Source organism: Actinomyces sp. oral taxon 897, from assembly GCF_002999235.1.
GTDB lineage: Bacteria > Actinomycetota > Actinomycetes > Actinomycetales > Actinomycetaceae > Actinomyces.
Genome location: NZ_CP027236.1, coordinates 1,361,702 through 1,381,075 on the forward strand (window position 1 = coordinate 1,361,702; position 19,374 = coordinate 1,381,075).

Here is a 19,374-nt window from a genome sequence, read left to right on the forward strand (position 1 = left end):
GCGCCCGACGGCGGCCGGCTCACGCTCCGCGACCAGGAGGACGGCAGCGTCGGGCCTGCGCCCCGGGGCCCGAGGGCGACTGCCGCGTGCATGGTCAGGCCCGCCTCCCCCAGGGCCCAGCCCGCGGGGCCGAGGGCGACCGCCGCCGACCCCAGGCAGAGGGCCTCTCTGCGGCCCTGCACCCCCGACTGCGAGGGCCCACCCAGCTGCGTGCCCCCTCCCTGGCCAGCCCCCGGGGCCCGCGGGCGACTGACCACGCAGCGGGACGGATAGGCTTAGGGCCATGTCTGACCCCGCCTGCCACCTGGTCCTGTCACTGTCCTGCCCTGACCGGCCCGGCATCGTCCACGCCGTCTCCGGGGCCCTGGCCCGCCGTGGCGGGAACATTACCGAGTCCAAGCAGTTCGGCGACGAGGACTCCGGCCTGTTCTTTATGCGCGTCCAGGTCCTGACCACCGTGCCTCGCGCAGAGCTGGAGAAGGACCTCGCCGAGCTCGCCGGGGCCTACCAGATGACCTGGAGCCTGGACGAGGTCGGCCGCCCCCTGCGCACCCTGGTCATGGTGAGCAGGGAGGGGCACTGCCTGACCGACCTGCTGTTCCGGGCCCGCAGCCAGGGGCTGCCGATTGACGTGGTGGGCGTGGTGGGCAACCACGAGGACCTGCGGGACGTCGCGGAGTTCTACGGGGCGCCCTTCACCTGCGTGCCCGTCACGCGGGACACGAGGGAGGCGGCTGAGGCCGAGCTGCTGGGGCTGGTGGACGGCCTCGGCGTCGAGCTGGTGGTCCTGGCCCGCTACATGCAGATCCTCTCCCCCGCCCTGTGCGAGCGGCTGCACGGGGGCGTGATCAATATCCACCACTCCTTCCTGCCCAGCTTCAAGGGCGCCAACCCCTACCGTCAGGCCCACCAGCGGGGGGTGAAGCTCATTGGGGCCACCGCCCACTACGTGACGGCGGACCTGGACGAGGGCCCCATTATCGAGCAGGACGTTACCCGGGCCACCCACGAGGACTCGGTGGCGTCCCTGCGTGCCAAGGGGCAGGACGTGGAGCGCCGGGTGCTGGCCCAGGCGGTGCGCTGGCACGCCGAGCACCGCGTGCTGCTCAACGGCCAGCGCACCGTCGTCTTCGCCTGAGGGCGACCGCCCGCCCCGCCCCCTCCTCCCGCCCCCTCCTCCGCGAGAACGGTACTTATTCGCCGCGAGAACGGTACTTATTGCTCGCGAGAACGGAAGGGGCGTCGGGTGCCCGCCGTGTCTCCCGGCATAAGCCTGGTTTATGCGGCACCTCGGGTATTTTCCCACGCGCTTGCCGCCCCGGATCCGCATGCGTGTCGCAATCTGAGGATCAGGGAGGTAGGCACCCTCAGGCGTGTCGAGGCTCAGGCTTCTGACCTGCGTGGACATTGGGCGCACAAAGCCTGGGACGGGGTGGGGTCGGCTCTGATCCTCAGATTGCGACAAAACATCCGCCCGGCACCGCCAGGGCAGGACCGTCGTAGGGAAGCCGACCATAGCCAGAACCCGCTCCACGACGTGCTGACGCAGCAGCTCCTGCCCGCCGACGTGGTGGTACAGCGTCGAGGTGGCCACACCGAGGCGCCCGGCCAGATCGCGCACCGACCACGAATCGAGCCCGGTACCGCGCGTGGCCTCGACGGCGACGTCGATAATCGCCGTAGGCGTGAGGCCGACGTGGTAGGGCCTTCTGGCTCCGGTCCTGGTCATCAGCTCCTGACTCCGCCCTGAGCGCCCGCACCGGATACCGCCCCGGTCACGGGTCGGAGATCCACGGTACCAGGATCCGCAGAGGTGCGACCATCGGGCTGACCTCGGGCAAACTGGACGACGGCGCGCAAGCACCCCCGCAGCCCGGGCGAGCGCGCCAGCGGCGTGAGCGTGCGGTGGCGACCGAGCAGCCCTCCCGCAGCCCGGGCGGGGACAACGGTACCGCGCGCCCAGCGGGGGTGAACGCGCTGCCACCCAGGTGAACGCGCCTCAGAGCAGGTGAACGCGCTGTCGCTGGGGTGAACGTGCCTCCTGGCAGCGTTCATATACGCAAGAGCACGTTCACCCGGCCTTAAGCGCGTCCAGCTCGAGCGAGCCCGGCGCGAGCGGCCCCGGCGCACGCCCAGACGTCCACAGACTGAGGAGGACCATACCCAGGGCGACGCCGGACCCCTGGCGGACGCGGCGCGAGACCCATGACGAGGAGCGCACTCAGCAGGACAGCCCCGAAGCCGACCCCGCGCCAGCATCCGAGCCGAGTTCGCGGGCGAGGGCGGACGGCTGTCGCGCTGGCGGCCACCACCCCACGGGCGAGGGCGGACCGACGGCCGCCCGGGCCTGGCCGACCTGCGCGAGCCGACCGCCCCGCGAACGAATACAGGCCTCCAGGGCGGCGGCCAGCGGCGGCCAGCCGGGGGCGGCGGCCCGCCAGCGGCAGTCAGCCAGCCAGGCGGCCACCACCCCACGGGCAAGGGAGGACGCACCGTATACAGGCAGACCACCTCGACACGCCCGACCCACCATCTCAATATGTCACATCTCACACTTTGCTCGATAATGATTATCAACTATACTGATGGTATCCACACCGTCACCCACTCGACACCACGTCGCACAGGAGGAACCGTGAACACCCAGCAGCTGGACCGGATGCGTACCGGCGCCGGCTTTATCGCAGCCCTGGACCAGTCGGGAGGATCCACGCCCCGCGCCCTGAAGGGGTACGGGATCGGCCCGGAGCGCTACTCCACGGACGAGGAGATGTTCGCCCTGGTCCACGCCATGCGCGCCCGCGTCATCACCAGCCCGGCCTTCACCTCTAAGCGCATCCTGGGGGCGATCCTGTTCGAGCGCACCATGGACTCCCAGGTCGAGGGCCGCCCGACGGCCGACTACCTGTGGGACGTCAAGGGCATCGTGCCCTTCCTCAAGGTGGACAAGGGCCTGGCCGACCCCGAGCACAACGTCCGCCTCATGCGTCCTATCGAGGGCCTGGACGCCCTGCTGGAGCGGGCCGTGGCAGCCCACATCTTCGGCACCAAGATGCGTTCGGTCATCCTGGGGGCCGACCCCGCGGGCGTGGACCAGGTGGTGGACCAGCAGTTCGAGGTGGCCTCCCAGATCCTCGACGCGGGTCTGGCACCCATTATCGAGCCGGAGGTGGACATCCACGCCCCGGACAAGGCGGAGGCCGAGGAGCTGCTGCGCGCGGCCATTACCAGGCACCTGGACGCCCTGCCCGAGGGCCGCGACGTCCTGCTCAAGGTCTCCATCCCCACCGTGGACGGCCTCTACACCCCGCTCATGGAGCACCCGCGGGTGGTGCGCGTGGTGGCGCTCTCCGGCGGCTACCCCCGTCAGGAGGCCAACGAGCGCCTGGCCCGTAACCCCGGCCTCATTGCCAGCTTCTCGCGGGCGCTGCTGGAGGACCTGGCCGACTCCCAGGACCAGGAGACCTTCGACGCCGCCCTGGCCTCCACCATTGAGAGCATCTACGCCGCCAGCACGACCTGAGGCCCTAGGGCGCGGGGCTGGCGAGCACAGTCGTGGCGTGCGGACACATCCGGGGTTGTCCGCGCACCACCCCGGCGTCGGTCAGATTCTGTAGGGGAGGCTGACCGACGCCGGGCCTCGCCCGGTGGTACAGCGCGAACAGGCCTGGCCGCCCCGGCGAGCAGGCGCCAGACCGGTTCCGGCTGGTCCGGCCTCAACCTCCGGTCTCAACCCATGGTGACGACCCCGGTAGGCGCAGGCGCCCCCCACACCGACGCGATCATCCGCCCGGCTTCCATGACGACCCCGGTAGGCGCAGGCGCCCCCGGGCTGGTCCTAGCTGGCCAGGGGCTCCTGGTCTGGCGCAGACAACAGCAGAGCGTCCTGAGCCGTCCCCGGCCCCGGCAGCGTCGCGACCCCGCCAGCGGCGTCGCGACCCCGCCCAGTGGCACGGATCTCCTATGGTTGGTCCCATGAGCCTTAAGAACGTCCTCATTGACTCCCTGTCCCGCTCCCGGGAGCGCCTGGGCCGGGCGCTCGACGGGGTGACCGCCGAGCAGGCGAACACCCAGCCCGAGCCCCTGAAGGCACCCCGGATCGACTCCCTGGCCTGGCTGGCGTGGCACACCGCCCGCGAGATCGACCTCCAGGTCAGCGACCTGCGAGGCACCGAGCCGCTGTGGACCGCCGCGGGGTTCAGTCAGCGCTTTGCCCTCCCCCTGCCCGACGACACCGAGGACTGGCACCACACCCCCGACCTGGCGGCCCAGGTCCGGGTCACCAGCACCTCCCTCCTCACGGAGTACCTGGATGCTGCCTACGCCCTGGCTGAGGACTACCTGCGCACCCTGGATCCGGCCTGCCTGGAGGAGGTCATCGACACCTCCTGGAACCCTCCCGTCACCCGGATCACGCGCCTGGTCTCCATTGTCGACGACGCCGCCCAGCACTCGGGTCAGGCCGTCTACTCCCGGCGCCTGCTGGGCCTGGAGGGCTGACACCGCGCGCTCACAACGGTGTCCGGAGCCGGTGGGCCTGCGCCGTGGGAACCGGTACCAGCAGACGCCGCTACCGGGCCCACCAGCAGGGTGCCCCCTGGCCGCCCGGGCCAAACAGGTCCGCACCGCACTCCACGGCACCGAGCCCCACAGCGCCGGGAGCCGGGCTACCTGTCCCCGGCTGCTACCCGCCCCCCGGCCGGGCTAACCGCCCCCGGCCGGGCTACCGGTCCCCGAACCAGTCCCCCAGGCCGTCGTCGGCCCCGATCCAGCTCATGGCCAGGGCGAGCTCGTCCTGGCGCAGGAGGATCCTCTCAAAGGCCCACCGGACCCGGTCGCGGACCCCGGGGTTGCCCAGACCGGTGACCACCAGGTGACAGCGGGGCTCACCAGGCTCCTGGCCCTCACGCAGCGGTACGTCATTCCAGGTCCCGGCGTCGCCCACGGTCAGGGCGCCCCCGGCGAGCTCCCAGACGCACACCCGCCCGGGGCGGCTGGGCAGCCAGAAGCATCCGCGGGCGCACACGCCCTGGCCAGCCAGGTCGGCGACGAGCTCGCGCAGGCGCCCGGGGTGGAAGGGCAGGCTGGAGGACAGGTCCAGGGTCCAGGCCCCGTGCACCTGCGGCCCGCCCCAGGCCTGGGTGGTGGCCGGGTGGACGCGGGCCAGGGCCGCCGTCGCATCGTGTCGCAGGGACAGCAGGACCTGGGCGAGGGGGTGCTCCAGGCCGGGCAGGAGGAGGGTGTCGTGGGGGCGCAGGTGCTCCACGAGCTCGGCCCCCGCCGAGCTCCCCGCCCCGGGATCTTCGGCCCGTACAGCCTGCGCGGACCCGGCTCCGGACCCTCCGTCCTTCCGTCCCCCACCCCTTACCTGGCCGGGGCCTGACCTCGAGCCAGTCCCAGACCCGCACCCGGCGACAGACTCGCGCCCGGCCTCGGCCCCGGATCCAGACCCGGCCTTGGCCCCAGACTCGCGCCCAGACCCGCACCCAGCCTCGGCTACGGACTCGCACCCGGCCCCGGCCCCGACCTCGATCTCGATCTCGATCTCGGCTACAGACTCGCGCCCAGACCCGCACCCGGCCTCAGTCTCGGCCACAAACTCATACCCAGCCCCGCACCCGGCCTCAGACTCACGCCCAGACCCGCACCCGGACCCGGCCACAGACTCGCACCCGGCCCTGTCGGGCTCCCCGGTCCCCCTGCTCCCGCCTCGCGCCCCCGTGGCGCGGCCGAACTTTGGCTCGCTAACGGGTGCGGTTACTGGTCGTACTCGCGCCCCCGTGGCGCGGCCGGGCTCCTGGGCTCCCAGGGCCAGGATGACGTCGGCGTAGCCGAGGTTGACCAGGTGCACCTCGCCGGTGCAGCGCTGGTCCCCCTCTGTCAGGGCCAGACCGAGCTCGGACAGGCTCTGGTGCCCCAGGACGTCAGCCACGGCCCGCTGGGTGTCAATGACGTGGGCGACCCCGGCCAGGGCCACCCCCGGCTCCTCCTCCAGCGCGTGGGCGAGCCCGGGCACCAGGTGGGGCAGCTCGACGGTGGGCGGCAGCAGGACGATGGTGGCGCCACCGGGGTCGTCCTGGGCGCGGGAGCAGGCGAGCTCCGCCAGGGCGTCACGCAGGGAGCAGGTGAGGCAGGCGTGGCGCATGGGCAGGTCCAGGTGGACCGGCTCATGCCAGGCGCCCCCGGTCAGCCGCACCACGCCGTAGCCGGGCCCCTCCTCCCAGCCGGGGACGTCCCAGCCACCGCTGTCACGGGGTCCGGCCTCCTCCCAGCCGGCCCCCTCCCGGCCGGGCACCTCCTGGTCCGCTCCCAGCCATTCGGCCTCCTGCCCGGAGGTATCCCACGCACCAGGGCCCGTCACCTGGGGCGGGTCCGCACGCTGGCCGCGCGCAGACGCATCCCACGCACCAGGGCCCGTCAGGCCGTCCTGGTCAGGGCGCTGGCCGCTGTGGAGGGTGGCGGTCAGGACCAGGGCTTCCTGGCCGGACAGGCTCAGGGCGGTCAGGTCGAGCAGCACCGGGTCGACGGCGCTGACCAGGGCCAGACGGTGGACGGTGGGGCGGCTCACGGGACCTCCAAGTTGACCATGAATGATAACCATTCTTATCATGCACTGCATGACCACGTACTGCCAAGTCACGGGCAAGCGCCCGGTGTTCGGGAAGAGCGTCTCCCACTCCCACCGCCGGGTGAGTCGACGCTGGAACCCCAACCTCCAGTCCAAGCGCTACTGGGTCCCCTCGCTGGGCCGGACGGTCCGCCTGACGGTGAGCACCCAGGGCATCAGGATCATTGACGCCAAGGGCATCGACGTCGTCGTGGCCCAGATGCTGGCACGTGGGGAGAGGATCTAGTGGCCACCAAGTCCAAGGACCTGCGCCCCGTGATCAGGCTGGTCTCCACCGCCGGCACCGGCCACACCTACGTGACCCGCAAGAACCGCCGCAACACCCCCGAGCGCCTGGTCCTGCGCAAGTTCGACCCGGTCGTACGCCGCCACGTGGAGTACAAGGAGACCCGCTAATGGCCAAGAAGTCCAAGATTGCCGCCGAGCTGCGGCGCCAGAAAGTGGTCGCCCGCTACGCCGAGCGACGGGCCGAGCTGAGGAGGGCCTCGGTCAGCCCCCACCTGACCCAGGCCGAGCGGGACGCGGCCATGGCCGCCCTGCACGCCCTGCCCCGCGACGCCTCCCCCACACGTCTGCGCAACCGCGACGCCGTGGACGGCCGACCCCGCGGCTACCTGCGGGTCACCGGCACCTCGCGGGTGCGCTTCCGCCAGATGGCGCTGCACGGCCAGCTCCCCGGCATCGTCAAGTCCTCCTGGTAGGGCACCAGCCCCGCGGGCGACGGGCCAGACCGCGTCATACCCATACTTGTGGGCCGCCACCCGGCCCACCCCACGGAGTCAACACTCCGGTTCCGCCGTGCGGCAGCAGGCTGGCCACCCCGCCAGCAGCCACCACCTCGGCCGCCTCCGGCCCCTGCCCGCCGCCCGCTCCGGCCCCTCCGGCCCGCCCGTACCCACGCCCAGCCCACCACTCCGTCCGTACCCACGAAGGAACCTTATGAAACCCGGTATCCACCCCGACTACCATCCTGTCGTCTTTCGCGACAAGAGCGCGAACTTCGCCTTCCTGACCCGCTCCACCATGACCTCCTCCCAGACCATCCAGTGGGAGGACGGCAGGACCTACCCGGTGGTGGACGTGGACGTCTCCAGCGCCTCCCACCCCTTCTGGACCGGACAGGGCCGCATCCTGGACACCGCCGGGCGGGTGGAGAAGTTCGAGCGCCGCTACGGGAAGCGCAGGCGCTGAGCCACCACGTCCCCTCGACAGCACCGTACTGGTCGCACAGATAAGGAGAACTTATGAAAGTCCGCGCCTCAATCCGGTCCCTGGCCAGGCAGCCCGGCTCCACAGTGGTGCGCCGCCGCGGCCACACCTACGTCATTAACAGGAGGAACCCCCGGTTCAAGGCCCGCCAGGGCTGAGCGCGCCCGGACCCTCACCCAGCGTTCGGGTGCTCGTCGCCCTGTCCCGCACGGGGCCGCGGCCGGCGGTGTTGCACATTCATCCTGGAGGTGCCGACGGAGCGCTGGCGTCATTTCAACGTTTTACCTCCCCGAGCAGGACCCTGGGACAGGATGAATGTGCAACTCGGCCGCCGTTGCACATTCATCCTGGTTCTCGGACCCGACACCACTACAAGGATCCGCATGATCCCGCCATTTTATGATCGCTGATCGTAAAATGAATGTGCAGGTCCGGATCCGAGGTACCTCGCAGGCCCCCGGCCCCACCGGGTAGGGGAGCCAGTAGCCCTAATACCTCCAGCCCGCCCCCACCAAGCCCTGGCCCCACCGGGTAGGGGAGCCAGCTGGCGGACCCGGTGTCCCTGGTGCCCCCAGCGCTCCCGGCCCCACCGGGTAGGAGGCCGGGCAGCATCCCGGTCAGCACCCGACCCCGGGCCAGCACCCGCTGGCGGACACGCCGGGCCGCACACCTACCGCCATGCCAGCAGGACGTGCGTACGGCCAGGTCCGAGCGCAACGGGTCTATCGCCGTCCCTCGGGCCACGCAGGCTATTGGACAGGAGCAGGTCCCGGGCAGGCCCCACGTGCGGGCTGGCCTGAAGTTCACCCACCCGTACCCGGAGGTGGGCAAACCCCACGCGCAGGGTTTGGTCTCTGCCCGGTCGGGAGCTCGGGCTTCCCAGCAGGGCAGGCCCCCACGCGCAGGGTTTGGTCTCTGCCCGGTCGGGAGCTCGGGCTTCCCAGCAGGGCAGGCCCCCACGCGCGGGGTTTGGTCTGGAGCCAGGCAGGTTACGTCCTCCCGGGCACGGGAGCCCTGGCGGACGGAGCCGGGACCCGACAGACCACGGCCCTCAGGCCGCCGGGCTGGTCAGGTCCACGTCCTGCCCGCGTCGCAGGACCCGCACCGGGGCCAGGTCGGCGTCGGTGACCACCACGTCGCCCCACAGGCCCGGCAGGAGGGCGCCAATGCTGGGGTCGCCCAGGATCCTCGCGCCCTGGACGCTGGCCGCGTAGACGGCGTCGACCAGGCCCACCCCGTTCCTCCAGGTGGTACGGACCACGTCCAGGAGGTGGGCGGTGCCCCCGGCGATCGAGCCGCCCTGGGTCAGCCGCGCCACCCCGTGCGTGACGGTGACCGGCTGGGAGCCCAGGACGTAGTCGCCGTCGGGCATGCCGGCCGCGGCCATGGCGTCGGTAATGAGGACGACGTCGTCCCGCCCCAGGGTCTCGAACATGTCCAGGACGATGGCGGGGTCCAGGTGGACGCCGTCGCCGATCATCTCCACCACGCACTCCCCGCGCCGGGCCGCCGCCAGGAACTCCGGCACCGGGCCGGGGGTGCGGTGGTGCATGGGGCGCATGCCGTTGAACAGGTGGGTGGCCGTGGAGCGGGGCGAGCGCACCGGCAGACCCGCCTCCTGGCGGGCGGCAATACGCGCGGCGGCGTCGGCCAGGGCGGCGCGCACGGGGGCGGCGTCGGAGTCGGTGTGCCCGAAGGAGGGCAGGGCTCCTCCGTCGATCAGCGCGGCCACGACGCCGTCGTCACCGGTGACGCCCGGCTTCTCCGGGGCGATGGTCATGGTGGCCACGTGCCCGCGCCCCAGCTCAATGAGCTCGCGGGTCAGGGCCGCGTCGGGGTCGACAATGTAGGTGGGGTCCTGGGCGCCGCAGCGCTCCACCGAGACAAAGGGGCCCTCGAAGTGGATGCCCGCCAGCTCCCCGGCCTCGCACAGGTCCGCCAGCACCCGCGTGCGCTCGCGCAGCACCTCGCCGCTGGCGGTGACGCAGGAGGCCACCAGGCTGGTGGTGCCGTGGCGGCGGTGCTCCAGGACGGCGGTCATGGCCTGCTCGGCGGTCTCGGCATTGGGGAAGGACTCCCCGCCGCCGCCGTGGCAGTGGACGTCCACCAGGCCCGGCAGGAGGTAGCCGCCCTCGGGGGCGGGGGAGGCGGTCTCCAGGGCCCGGCCGAACCCGGCGCCCCGGGCATCCTGGGCCCGGCCGACCCAGGCAATATGACGGTCGGTGACGACGACCAGTCCGTCGTCAAGGATCTCGTGGGGGGTGACGACTCGTCCGCGCAAGGCGGTCGTGGCAACGCTGCTCATGGGGTCATGCTAGCGCGACGCCCTGGCATTGTCAGACGTCCTACGTCCCTGCCGGCGGTCCCGCGGGTCGGGACTGCGGAGCCGCGGCACGGGCCCACCCCACCCGTAGCCGCCGCGAGCGCCCGACCAGCGGGCGGAGTCAGGGGCGACCATGCCATGGCAGCCGCAGCCGCCTGCCCATCTCAGGCGGCCAGGCGCCTGCGCACACGCTCCAGGGCCCGGGCTACGTCACGTTCCACCCGGGCCGACGGCGGGGACCCGCCCAGCCAGGTCAGCCCCTGGGCCACCGGGGCCACGGCCACGAGCCTGCCCCGGTCCACCAGCAGGGGCCGGAACATGCCGTTGGACGCGGGGCAGATCAGGCGCTCACCGGCGGCGTCGGTCAGGCAGGTACGGTCCTGGTAGCCCACGTGGAGCTCGTCGAAGGAGGGCAGAAACAGGGTGGCCTGGGCACTGCGGCGGTGCGCGGCCAGGAGGTCAGGCAGGTCGGCGCGCGCGTAGCAGGTACCGGGTGCGGGCCTCCTGCCGGTCACCGCGGGCAGGGGCCGCAGGGCCGTGTCCACCCGCACTACCGGCACCTGTCCGCTGGCCGTGTCGGTGGTGTAGGCGGCTGAACTCGTGAGCTCGACGGCGTCCTCCAGGGCCTGGGCGGCCTGCGAGCGGGGCAGGCCGGTCCACCGGGCCAGGTCGGCGACGCTGACCGGCCCGTGCCCGAGGGCGTAGCGGCGGGCGATCTCGGCGCAGGCGGCACGGTGCCCGGCGCCCCCGTGACGCACGTCCGCACCCGCGGGACCGTGGTCGGCGTCGGGCAGGGAGCGGGCGTCCACCACCAGGTGCTCGTTACCGCGCCTGGGGCCCTGGACCAGGACGCCCTCACGCTGAAGACGTACCAGCAGGTGGCGGCGTCGGTAGGAGATGACGTCCCGCTCCTCGGCGGACCCCATGAGCCCGGCCTGGCCCCAGGCCTGGAGCAGCACCGCGCGCGGCAGCGGCCCGTGCTCGGCCAGGAGCTCCAGGGCGACCTGCGCGGCCCGGGTGCACAGGGCCTCGTCCATGCCGAGCTCGGCCTCGGTGCGCCTGGTCCAGGCGTCGCTGCGGTGCATGAGGGTGGCACGCAGCCAGTGGTGGTCGGCGGCGGTGGTGACGTGGACGGTGCCGCGCATGGGCCAGGACCGCACCAGCTCACCGGCCTCAAAGGCCGCCTCGACGTCGCTGCCGCCCGCGCCCGCGCAGCGCGCCACCAGGGCGTGGGGCACGGCGGAGACCTGCTGGCCCTGGACGGCGAGCTGGCGGCGCACCGCCTCGACGGGGGTGGGGGCGGTGGTGGCGGCCACCAGCCCCTGGGCCAGTATGCGGGCCAGGCTCATGTCGCGCAGGGAGACCGGCACGGGTGCGTCCTCTCACGGAGTGTCCTCTGGTGCGGGGCAGGATTCTAGCTGGGCCTTCCCGGCAGGCCGCGGACGGCGGGGCTGGCGTACCGACGACGACGTACCCTCATCGGCGACGACGTACCTTCGTTGGCGGGGACGTGCCTTAAGGGTACGTCCTCGGTGACTAACGTACGTCCCCACCGGCCAACGTACGTCCCCGGCGGCCCGACAAACGGCAGCCCACCGGCCAACGCACGCCCCCGGCAGCCCGACGAACGGCAGCCCGTCAGAAGAGGCGGGAGCTAGGGTCGTCCATGCCCCGCATGGCGTCGTAGTCCAGCACCACGCAGCGGATGCCCCGGTCCTGGGCCAGGACGCGCGCCTGCGGTCTCAGGGTCTGGGCCGCGAAGACCCCCTGGACGGGCGCCAGCAGGGGGTCGCGGCCCAGCAGCTCCAGGTAGCGGGTCAGCTGCTCGACGCCGTCGATGCCGCCCACGCGCTTGATCTCCACCGCCACGCTCCCGCCCGAGGGGTCCTTGGCCATAATGTCCACCGGCCCGATGGCGGTGGGGAACTCCCGACGCACCAGGCGGTACCCGGGCCCCAGGAGCTCGATCTGCTCGGCCAGGAGCTCCTGGAGGTGGGCCTCCACCCCGTCCTTGGTCAGCCCCGGGTCCACGCCCAGGTCGTAGCTGACGTCGGAGAGGATCTCGTAGAGGCGGATGACCAGGCGGTCGTCGGTCCTGGCGGCGCTCACCTCCCAGCACGCCCTCACCCCCGCCCTGACGTCGTCGGCGTCGGGCTGCGTCTCGGTCATGTGCGCGGGCGGGCTCATCCAGTTCAGGGGCTTGTAGGAGCCGCCGTCGGAGTGGACCAGGACGGAGCCGTCCGCCTTGATCATAATGAGGCGGGTGGCCCGGGGCAGGTGGGCGTCCAGGCGCCCGGAGTAGTCCACGGAGCAGGAGGCAATGACGACACGCACCAGGCCACTCTAGCGGGAGGGACCCGGGCCCACGCACCCGGACCCGTCGCCGTACTGAGGCTGTCGCGCTCGGAGCTGGCCCTACGCACCCAGGGCAGACCGGAGCAGGGCAGGCCAGGGCCGGCTCTACCCTGCCCCCGAACCCACGCGCAGGACAGCGCCGACGCCTGCCTGGGACCGGGGAGTACGCGCCCTGACGGTGGGACCGGACTCACTGACCCCACCTAACCTGGGCACTGCGGGCTCGACGGGCTGAGGAGGGCGCGGTCCCTGGCGGCTGACCCCACCTACCTGGGTGCCGTGGACTCCAGCCAGGCCACCAGGGCGGAGTGGGAGTCCTCGTGCATGGCCAGCTCGAAGACGACGTCCCCCGAGGTACAGGGCACCTCCACGACCTTGGAACCGGCCCCCCGGCGCCTGGCCGGGCCCATCTCCAGGTAGCCGCGCGCCCATATGCGCGCCGGGGACGGCGCCAGCGACATGAGCCGGTACCAGCGCAGGGCGTCATTGGTGAACATGGCGACCCCGCTGCTCCAGCGGGTGGTGTGGGACGGTCTCCAGGCGCACTCAAAGGAGCCCAGCCGCCCGGCCACCGAGCGCAGGCGGACGACGAAGAGCAGGGCGAGCAGCACCAGCAGGGCGAGGGCGAGGACCGTACCCAACCACGCCTGACTGCTCATGACCGCTCTCCTCTCAGTAGGCCTCGCCTGAGGCCGGTTCCGTTCCCGATGCCGGGGACGGCTCGGGGGCCATCGCCTCGTCACCGGCCTCGTCCGCCGCCACCGTGACCGTGTCGTGGTCCACCGAGCAGAAGCCTCCCCGGACAGGGACGGCGACCGCCTCACCCTCCAGCGGGGTCAGGCGGACCCGCCCGGTGCCCAGGATAGCCACAATGGGGGCGCGCCCGGGCAGCACCCCGAGCTCGCCGTCGACCAGGGGCACGGAGACCTGCGAGACCTCCCCGCTCCAGGCCACGCCCTTGGACCGGGAGACGATCTGGACGCTCAGGGCCACGGCGCTCACCCCTTCTCCAGCTCGGCGGCGCGGCGTTCCAGGTCCTCGACGCCACCGATATTGAAGAAGGCCTGCTCGGGCAGGTGGTCGTAGTCGCCGTCGGCAATGCGCTTAAAGGCCTCGACGGTCTCCGACAGGGGCACCGTGGAGCCGGCCACCCCGGTGAACTTCTCTCCCATGTAGAGGTTCTGGGACAGGAACTGCTCCAGGCGTCGGGCCCGGGCCACCGTGACCTTGTCCTCCTCGCCCAGCTCGTCCACGCCCAGGATGGCGATAATGTCCTGGAGCTCCTTGTTCTTCTGGAGGATGGACTTCACCCGGGTGGCCACGTCGTAGTGCTCCTGGCCCACGTACTGGGGCGCCAGCAGGCGGGAGGTGGAGGCCAGCGGGTCCACGGCCGGGTAGATGCCCTTGGAGGCGATCTCACGGCTCAGCTCGGTGGTGGCGTCCAGGTGGGCGAAGGTGGTGGCCGGGGCCGGGTCGGTGTAGTCGTCGGCGGGCACGTAGATGGCCTGCAGGGAGGTGATGGAGTGCCCGCCGGCGCTGGTGATGCGCTCCTGGAGCAGACCCATCTCGTCGGCCAGGTTGGGCTGGTAGCCCACCGCGGAGGGCATGCGCCCCAGCAGGGTGGAGACCTCTGAGCCGGCCTGGGTGAAGCGGAAGATATTGTCAATGAACAGCAGCACGTCCTGGTGCTGGACGTCACGGAAGTACTCGGCCATGGTCAGGGCGCTCAGGGCCACCCGCAGGCGCGTGCCCGGCGGCTCGTCCATCTGGCCGAACACCATGGCGGTCTTGTCGAAGACCCCCGCCTCCCCCATCTCCACAATGAGGTCGTTGCCCTCACGGGTGCGCTCGCCCACGCCGGCGAACACCGACACGCCGCCGTGGTTGAGGGCCACACGCTGGATCATCTCCTGGATGAGGACCGTCTTGCCCACGCCGGCGCCACCGAACAGGCCGATCTTGCCGCCCTGGACGTAGGGGGTGAGCAGGTCGATGACCTTAATGCCGGTCTCCAGCATCTGCTCCTTGGACTCCAGCTGGTCGAAGGCCGGGGGCTGGCGGTGGATGGGCCAGCGCTCACTGACCTCCAGGACCTCGCCGGGCGCCAGGTTGAGCACGTCGCCGGTGACGTTGAAGACGTGCCCCTTGGTGACGTCGCCCACCGGCACGGAGATGGGGGCGCCGGTGTCACGCACCTGGGTGCCGCGGACCAGCCCGTCGGTGGGGTTCAGGGAGATGGTGCGCACAATGTTGTCGCCCAGGTGCTGGGCCACCTCCAGGGTGATCTCGTGCGCGTGGGTGCCCTCACCGGTGGCCTGGACGGTCACCTTGAGGGCGTTGTACATCGCGGGGATCGCCTCGGGGGGGAACTCGACGTCGACGACGGCGCCGATGATCCGGGTGATGTGCCCCGTTCCCGGGGTCGGTGAGGTGGTGTCAGCCATGGTGCGTTCTTCCGTGTCCGTTGTGGCAGGTAGGTCTGAGGGGCCCGACGCCGGGCGCCCGGCTGAGCGGCGCGCCCCGCTCGGCTACTCCGGGCCCAGGGAGTCCGCCCCCGAGACGATCTCGGTGATCTCCTGGGTGATGTCGCTCTGGCGGGCGGCGTTGGCCAGGCGCGTGTAGGTGGTGATGAGTTCCTCGGCGTTGTCGGTGGCCGTGTGCATGGCCTGCTGGCGGCTGGCGAGCTCACTGGCGGCGGCCTGGAGGAGGGCGTTGCGGATGCGTGAGCACACGTAGCGGGTCAACAGGGCGTCCAGGACGGCGTCCTGACTGGGCTCGAACTCGTACAGCGGGGAGGAGTCGAAGGTCTGGGCGTCGGCGTCCTCGGAGCGGTCGAGCTCGCCGGGGCCGGTGACGTCCACGATCTTCAGCGGCAGCATACGACGCACCTCGGGCACCTGGGTGACCATGGAGACGTAGCGGGTGAAGACGATGTGCAGCTCGGCCACCCCGCCGGCGGAGACGGGGGCCAGGAAGTACTCCAGGAGCACCCTGGCCAGCTCGTCGATGGAGTGGTCGCTGGGGCGGTCGGACTCCCCCACCCAGGAGTACTCCACCGCCCGCCCGAGGAAGGAGAAGTAGCTCTGGGCGCGGCGCCCGAAGGTGAAGACCATCGGCTCCCTGCCCGACGCGCTCAGCTGCTCCAGGAGCTTCTCGGACTCCCTCAGGATGGTGGCCGAGTAGGCCCCGGCCATGCCGCGGTCGGAGGTGACCACCAGGACCGCCACCCGCTGGGTGTCGGTGCGCCTGCGGGTGATGGGGTGGTCGTCGAGGTGGGAGTAGGTGCCCAGGGCGGCCACCGCCTGGCTCAGGGCGTCGTCGTAGGGCCCCGCCTCCTGCGCGTTGCGGCGTGCCGCCCCGATCCGGGAGGAGGCAATGAGCTCCATGGCCCGGAAGACCTTCTGGAGGGTCTGGGTGGAGCGGATACGCTGCTTGTAGACGCGCTGGTTGCCGGCCACGTCAGCTCCTGCTCACGACGATCTGCTCGACCGTGTGCTCGGCCCCCGCGGGCTCCTCGGGGGCGGCGGCCTGGGCGCCGAGCATCTGGCCTCCGGACAGGTAGCTGGTGCGGAAGGACTCCACGGCCTGGCGCAGCGCCTCCTCGGTGTCCTTGTCCAGCACGCCGGTGCTCCGGACGGTCTCCAGCACCGTGGAGTTGCGGCGCAGGTGGTCCAGCAGGGAGGCCTCGAAGGTCAGCACATCGGAGACCTCCAGGTCGTCGAGGTAGCCGTTGGTGCCGGTCCACACGCTGGCGACCTGCTCCTCGACCGGGTAGGGCGTGTACTGGGGCTGCTTGAGCAGCTCCATGAGGCGCTCGCCGCGGGTGAGCTGGGCGCGGGTGGCGGCGTCCAGGTCGGAGGCGAATATGGCGAAGGCCTGCATGGAGCGGTACTGGGCCAGGGTGAGCTTGAGCGTGCCGGCCACCTGCTTCATGGCCTTGACCTGGGCGGCACCGCCCACGCGGGACACCGAGATGCCCACGTCCACGGCCGGGCGCTGGTCGGAGTTGAACAGGTCGGACTGGAGGAAGATCTGCCCGTCGGTGATGGAGATGACGTTGGTGGGGATGTAGGCCGAGACATCATTGGCCTTGGTCTCAATGACCGGCAGGCCGGTCATTGACCCGGCCCCCAGGTCGTCGGAGAGCTTGGCGCAGCGTTCCAGCAGGCGGGAGTGCAGGTAGAAGACGTCGCCGGGGTAGGCCTCACGGCCCGGTGGGCGGCGCAGCAGCAGGGAGACGGCCCGGTAGGCCTCGGCCTGCTTGGACAGGTCGTCGAAGACGATCAGGACGTGCTTGCCGGAGTACATCCAGTGCTGCCCGATGGCGGAGCCGGTGTAGGGCGACAGGTACTTGAAGCCGGCCGGGTCGGAGGCCGGGGAGGCCACGATGGTGGTGTACTCCAGGGCGCCGCGCTCCTCCAGGGCGCCGCGCACGGCGGCGATGGTGGAGCCCTTCTGCCCGGTGGCCACGTAGATGCAGCGCACCTGCTTGTCCGGGTCCCCGCTGTCCCAGGCCGCCTTCTGGTTGAGGATGGTGTCCAGGGCGACGGCCGTCTTGCCGGTCTGGCGGTCACCGATAATGAGCTGGCGCTGCCCGCGGCCGATGGGGATCATGGAGTCAATAGCCTTGAGCCCGGTCTGGAGGGGCTCGTGGACAGACTTGCGGGACATGACCCCGGGCGCCTGGAGCTCCAGGGCGCGACGCCCCTCGGCTTGAATCTCCCCCAGGCCGTCAATGGGCCTGCCCAGGGGGTCCACCACGCGCCCCAGGTAGGCGTCGCCCACGGGCACGGACAGGACCTCACCGGTGCGGCGCACCACCTGGCCCTCGTCGATGCCGCCGAAGTTGCCCAGGACCACGACGCCGATCTGGCGCTCGTCGAGGTTCATGGCCAGCCCGGCGGTGCCGTCCTCGAAGGTGAGCAGCTCGTTGGCCATGACGCCGGGAAGGCCCTCGACGTGGGCGATGCCGTCGGCGGCGAAGACAACGTGCCCGACCTCCTCGGCAGCAACCTGCGCGGGCCTGTAGGACGCGGCGAACTCGTTCAGGGCCGAGCGGATCTCCTCGGGCCTGATGGTCAGCTCTGCCATCTGTCGTCTCCTTGAGTGTACTGGTGTGTGGTCTGGGTACCGGCGGCGCGACCGGGCGGGCTCATCCCGCCAGGCGGGCGCGCACGTCGGCGATGGTGCCGCGTACGGTGTGGTCGATGACGTGGCTCTTGACGGTAATGCGCGCCCCCCCGATGACCGCGGGGTCCACCACCGTGTTGAGATCCACGGCGGTGCCCAGCCTGCGGGTCAGGATAAGGCGCAGGCGCCTCTCCTGGGCCGTGGTCATGGGCTGGGCGGTGACCACGTCGGCGATGGTGCGGTGCTCGATGGCGGCCGCGCGCTCGGCCACCCGGCGCAGGTTGTAGGGCACCCCGCCGACCGCGATCTCCGGCTGGTGGCGCACGCACCAGCGCACCAGGCTCATGGCGGGCGCGGAGACGTGGGCGGCGAAGACCCGCTCGGCCAGGCGTACGCGCGCCTCGGTGCTGGTGCGCTTGGAGGGCTGGAGGGCCTGGCGCAGGGCGGGGTCGGCCGCCAGCAGGTCGGCGACGGCGAAGACCTCCTGCTCAATGTCGCCCACCGTGCCGTCGGCGTGGGCGCCAATGAGGATGGCCTCGATCCCCAGGTCGTGCAGGGCGGAGATGAGGTCCACCGGGCGGGACCAGCGCCCGCGCACCATGGCCTGGAGCAGGTCCACCACCCGGTCGTCGACCTTGCCGGTGAAGAGCCGTCGGGCCAGGTCGGCCTTGTCGTCGGGCTTGCGTCCGGGGTCGGTCAGGGGGCCGCGCAGCGGGGCGACGGCCACCTGGTGGGCGACGTCGAGGATCTGCTGGCCCAGCTCCTGGCCCTGCGCCCCGGCGGAGCGCAGTACCGGGGCCCAGGCCTGGCGCACGGTCGCACGGGTGGCGGCGGTCCCGGTGTTCACCGCAGCTCCTCCACCGCGGCCCCGTTGTCAATGCCGTGGGAGGTCGGGGCCTTCTCGAGCTCGTCGAGGAAGCGGTCAATGACCCGGGCGCTCAGGTCCGTGTCACGCAGCTGCTCGCCCACGATCCGCTCGGCCAGGGCGGTGGCGAGCAGACCGACGTCGGTGCGCAGGGAGATCTGGGCAGCCTGCTTCTCAGCCAGGATCTGGCGGCTGGCGCCCTCCTGGATGGCGGCGGCGTCGACCTGGGCGGCCTGGCGCGCCTGGGCGATAATCTCCTTGGCCTGGTTCTGGGCGTCCTGTCGGATGTGGGCCGCCTCCAGGCGGGCCTCCTGGACCAGGCGCTCGGCACGCTTCTCGGCGTCGGCCTGCCCCTCCTCGGCCTTTGCCGCCAGCTCCAGGCCCTTCTCAATGCGCTCGGCGCGCTCGTCGAGGAGCCGGTAGATGCGCGGCAGGCCGTACCTGCCCACCACCAGGACAATGAGCAGCAGGACGACGGCGGCCCAGAAGATCTCGTAGGCGGGAGGCAGGATGAACGCCGTCCCCCCGCTCTCCTCCGCGGCGGCGGCGGCAATGACCGGGAGCATCACTTGACAATGAGCGGCAGCACGAAGCCGATCAGGCCCAGGGCCTCGACCATGCCGGCGCCAATGATCATGTTGGTGAACAGGCGGCCTCCGACCTCGGGCTGGCGGGCGGTGGCCTCCTGGGTCTTGCCCACGAGGACGCCGATGCCCAGGGCGGGCCCCAGGGTGGCCAGGCCGTAGCCAATGTACGCAAAGGCGGCCACAAGGTTAACGCCGTTCATGTAGTTCCTCCTTGTGTTGCCCCACCCGTGGGTGGGTGTTGGGTTGGACAGTAGGGACGGCTGGTGAGGTCGGTGGG

20 protein-coding genes are annotated in these 19,374 nt (G+C 71.6%); 8 read left to right on the plus strand and 12 right to left on the minus strand.

Annotation, left to right across the window (positions count from 1 at the left end):
* Window positions 1-283: 283 nt before the first annotated feature.
* The 3 genes from purU (at window position 284) to C3V41_RS05490 (ending at window position 4,500) form a co-directional block, all read left to right on the plus strand.
* Window positions 284-1,138 carry a formyltetrahydrofolate deformylase gene (purU, locus tag C3V41_RS05480; RefSeq protein ID WP_106109424.1) on the plus strand — a complete coding sequence of 285 codons (855 nt, stop codon included), beginning with the start codon at window positions 284-286 and terminating at the stop codon, window positions 1,136-1,138.
* Window positions 1,139-2,635: 1,497 nt separating this feature from the next.
* Window positions 2,636-3,523 (plus strand): fructose bisphosphate aldolase, encoded by an 888-nt coding sequence (locus C3V41_RS05485; protein ID WP_106109425.1) that lies wholly within the window; start codon window positions 2,636-2,638, stop codon window positions 3,521-3,523.
* A 452-nt stretch (window positions 3,524-3,975) separates the two neighbouring features.
* Window positions 3,976-4,500: a mycothiol transferase gene (locus C3V41_RS05490; RefSeq protein WP_106109426.1), complete on the plus strand. Its 525-nt coding sequence runs from the start codon at window positions 3,976-3,978 to the stop codon at window positions 4,498-4,500.
* Window positions 4,501-4,723: 223 nt separating this feature from the next.
* On the opposite strand, the gene C3V41_RS05495 is transcribed toward C3V41_RS05490, so the two are convergent.
* Window positions 4,724-6,568, minus strand: a complete 1,845-nt coding sequence (locus tag C3V41_RS05495) for a GTP-binding protein (RefSeq protein WP_254423696.1) — start codon at window positions 6,566-6,568, stop codon at window positions 4,724-4,726.
* A gap of 49 nt (window positions 6,569-6,617) precedes the next feature.
* Between C3V41_RS05495 and rpmB the strand changes: the two genes are divergently transcribed.
* The 5 genes from rpmB to C3V41_RS05520 all read left to right on the plus strand — a co-directional run bounded on the left by rpmB (window position 6,618) and on the right by C3V41_RS05520 (window position 7,995).
* Window positions 6,618-6,854, plus strand: coding sequence for a 50S ribosomal protein L28 (gene rpmB, locus C3V41_RS05500; RefSeq protein WP_165271584.1), 237 nt, complete (start codon window positions 6,618-6,620; stop codon window positions 6,852-6,854).
* A complete protein-coding gene (gene rpmG / locus C3V41_RS05505) occupies window positions 6,854-7,024 on the plus strand; it encodes a 50S ribosomal protein L33 (RefSeq protein WP_106109428.1) in 171 nt (56 codons plus the stop codon). The genes rpmB and rpmG overlap by 1 nt, the downstream gene beginning before the upstream one ends.
* Complete coding sequence (gene rpsN / locus C3V41_RS05510) at window positions 7,024-7,329, plus strand: 30S ribosomal protein S14 (RefSeq protein ID WP_106109429.1); 306 nt, start codon at window positions 7,024-7,026, stop codon at window positions 7,327-7,329. Before rpmG ends, rpsN begins: the two co-directional genes overlap by 1 nt.
* Before the next feature lie 238 nt (window positions 7,330-7,567).
* A complete protein-coding gene (locus tag C3V41_RS05515; RefSeq protein WP_106109430.1) occupies window positions 7,568-7,819 on the plus strand; it encodes a type B 50S ribosomal protein L31 in 252 nt (83 codons plus the stop codon).
* Window positions 7,820-7,872: 53 nt separating this feature from the next.
* The gene (locus C3V41_RS05520; RefSeq protein WP_106109431.1) at window positions 7,873-7,995 is read left to right on the plus strand and encodes a ribosomal protein bL36; all 123 of its coding nucleotides are present in this window, start codon (window positions 7,873-7,875) and stop codon (window positions 7,993-7,995) included.
* Window positions 7,996-8,888: 893 nt separating this feature from the next.
* On the opposite strand, the gene C3V41_RS05525 is transcribed toward C3V41_RS05520, so the two are convergent.
* The 11 genes from C3V41_RS05525 to atpE form a co-directional block, all read right to left on the minus strand.
* Window positions 8,889-10,142, minus strand: coding sequence for an N-acetylglucosamine-6-phosphate deacetylase (locus tag C3V41_RS05525; protein WP_106109432.1), 1,254 nt, complete (start codon window positions 10,140-10,142; stop codon window positions 8,889-8,891).
* Between the two features lie 182 nt (window positions 10,143-10,324).
* Complete coding sequence (locus tag C3V41_RS05530) at window positions 10,325-11,509, minus strand: winged helix DNA-binding domain-containing protein (RefSeq protein ID WP_106110693.1); 1,185 nt, start codon at window positions 11,507-11,509, stop codon at window positions 10,325-10,327.
* 289 nt (window positions 11,510-11,798) lie between these two features.
* Complete coding sequence (nucS, locus tag C3V41_RS05535) at window positions 11,799-12,494, minus strand: endonuclease NucS (protein ID WP_106109433.1); 696 nt, start codon at window positions 12,492-12,494, stop codon at window positions 11,799-11,801.
* 287 nt (window positions 12,495-12,781) lie between these two features.
* Window positions 12,782-13,174, minus strand: a complete 393-nt coding sequence (locus tag C3V41_RS05540) for a DUF2550 family protein (protein ID WP_106109434.1) — start codon at window positions 13,172-13,174, stop codon at window positions 12,782-12,784.
* Window positions 13,175-13,187: 13 nt separating this feature from the next.
* Window positions 13,188-13,517 (minus strand): F0F1 ATP synthase subunit epsilon, encoded by a 330-nt coding sequence (locus tag C3V41_RS05545; protein ID WP_348641488.1) that lies wholly within the window; start codon window positions 13,515-13,517, stop codon window positions 13,188-13,190.
* A complete protein-coding gene (gene atpD, locus C3V41_RS05550) occupies window positions 13,514-14,959 on the minus strand; it encodes a F0F1 ATP synthase subunit beta (protein ID WP_106109435.1) in 1,446 nt (481 codons plus the stop codon). The genes C3V41_RS05545 and atpD overlap by 4 nt, the downstream gene beginning before the upstream one ends.
* A gap of 84 nt (window positions 14,960-15,043) precedes the next feature.
* Window positions 15,044-15,973 carry a F0F1 ATP synthase subunit gamma gene (locus C3V41_RS05555; RefSeq protein WP_106109436.1) on the minus strand — a complete coding sequence of 310 codons (930 nt, stop codon included), beginning with the start codon at window positions 15,971-15,973 and terminating at the stop codon, window positions 15,044-15,046.
* A 1-nt stretch (window position 15,974) separates the two neighbouring features.
* Window positions 15,975-17,606: a F0F1 ATP synthase subunit alpha gene (atpA, locus tag C3V41_RS05560; protein ID WP_106109437.1), complete on the minus strand. Its 1,632-nt coding sequence runs from the start codon at window positions 17,604-17,606 to the stop codon at window positions 15,975-15,977.
* 61 nt (window positions 17,607-17,667) lie between these two features.
* On the minus strand, window positions 17,668-18,492 hold the full coding sequence (locus C3V41_RS05565) for a F0F1 ATP synthase subunit delta (RefSeq protein WP_106109438.1): 825 nt from the start codon (window positions 18,490-18,492) through the stop codon (window positions 17,668-17,670).
* Window positions 18,489-19,076 carry a F0F1 ATP synthase subunit B gene (locus C3V41_RS05570; RefSeq protein WP_106109439.1) on the minus strand — a complete coding sequence of 196 codons (588 nt, stop codon included), beginning with the start codon at window positions 19,074-19,076 and terminating at the stop codon, window positions 18,489-18,491. The genes C3V41_RS05565 and C3V41_RS05570 overlap by 4 nt, the downstream gene beginning before the upstream one ends.
* Window positions 19,076-19,297: an ATP synthase F0 subunit C gene (gene atpE / locus C3V41_RS05575; protein WP_106109440.1), complete on the minus strand. Its 222-nt coding sequence runs from the start codon at window positions 19,295-19,297 to the stop codon at window positions 19,076-19,078. Before atpE ends, C3V41_RS05570 begins: the two co-directional genes overlap by 1 nt.
* Between the last annotated feature and the right edge of the window lie 77 nt (window positions 19,298-19,374).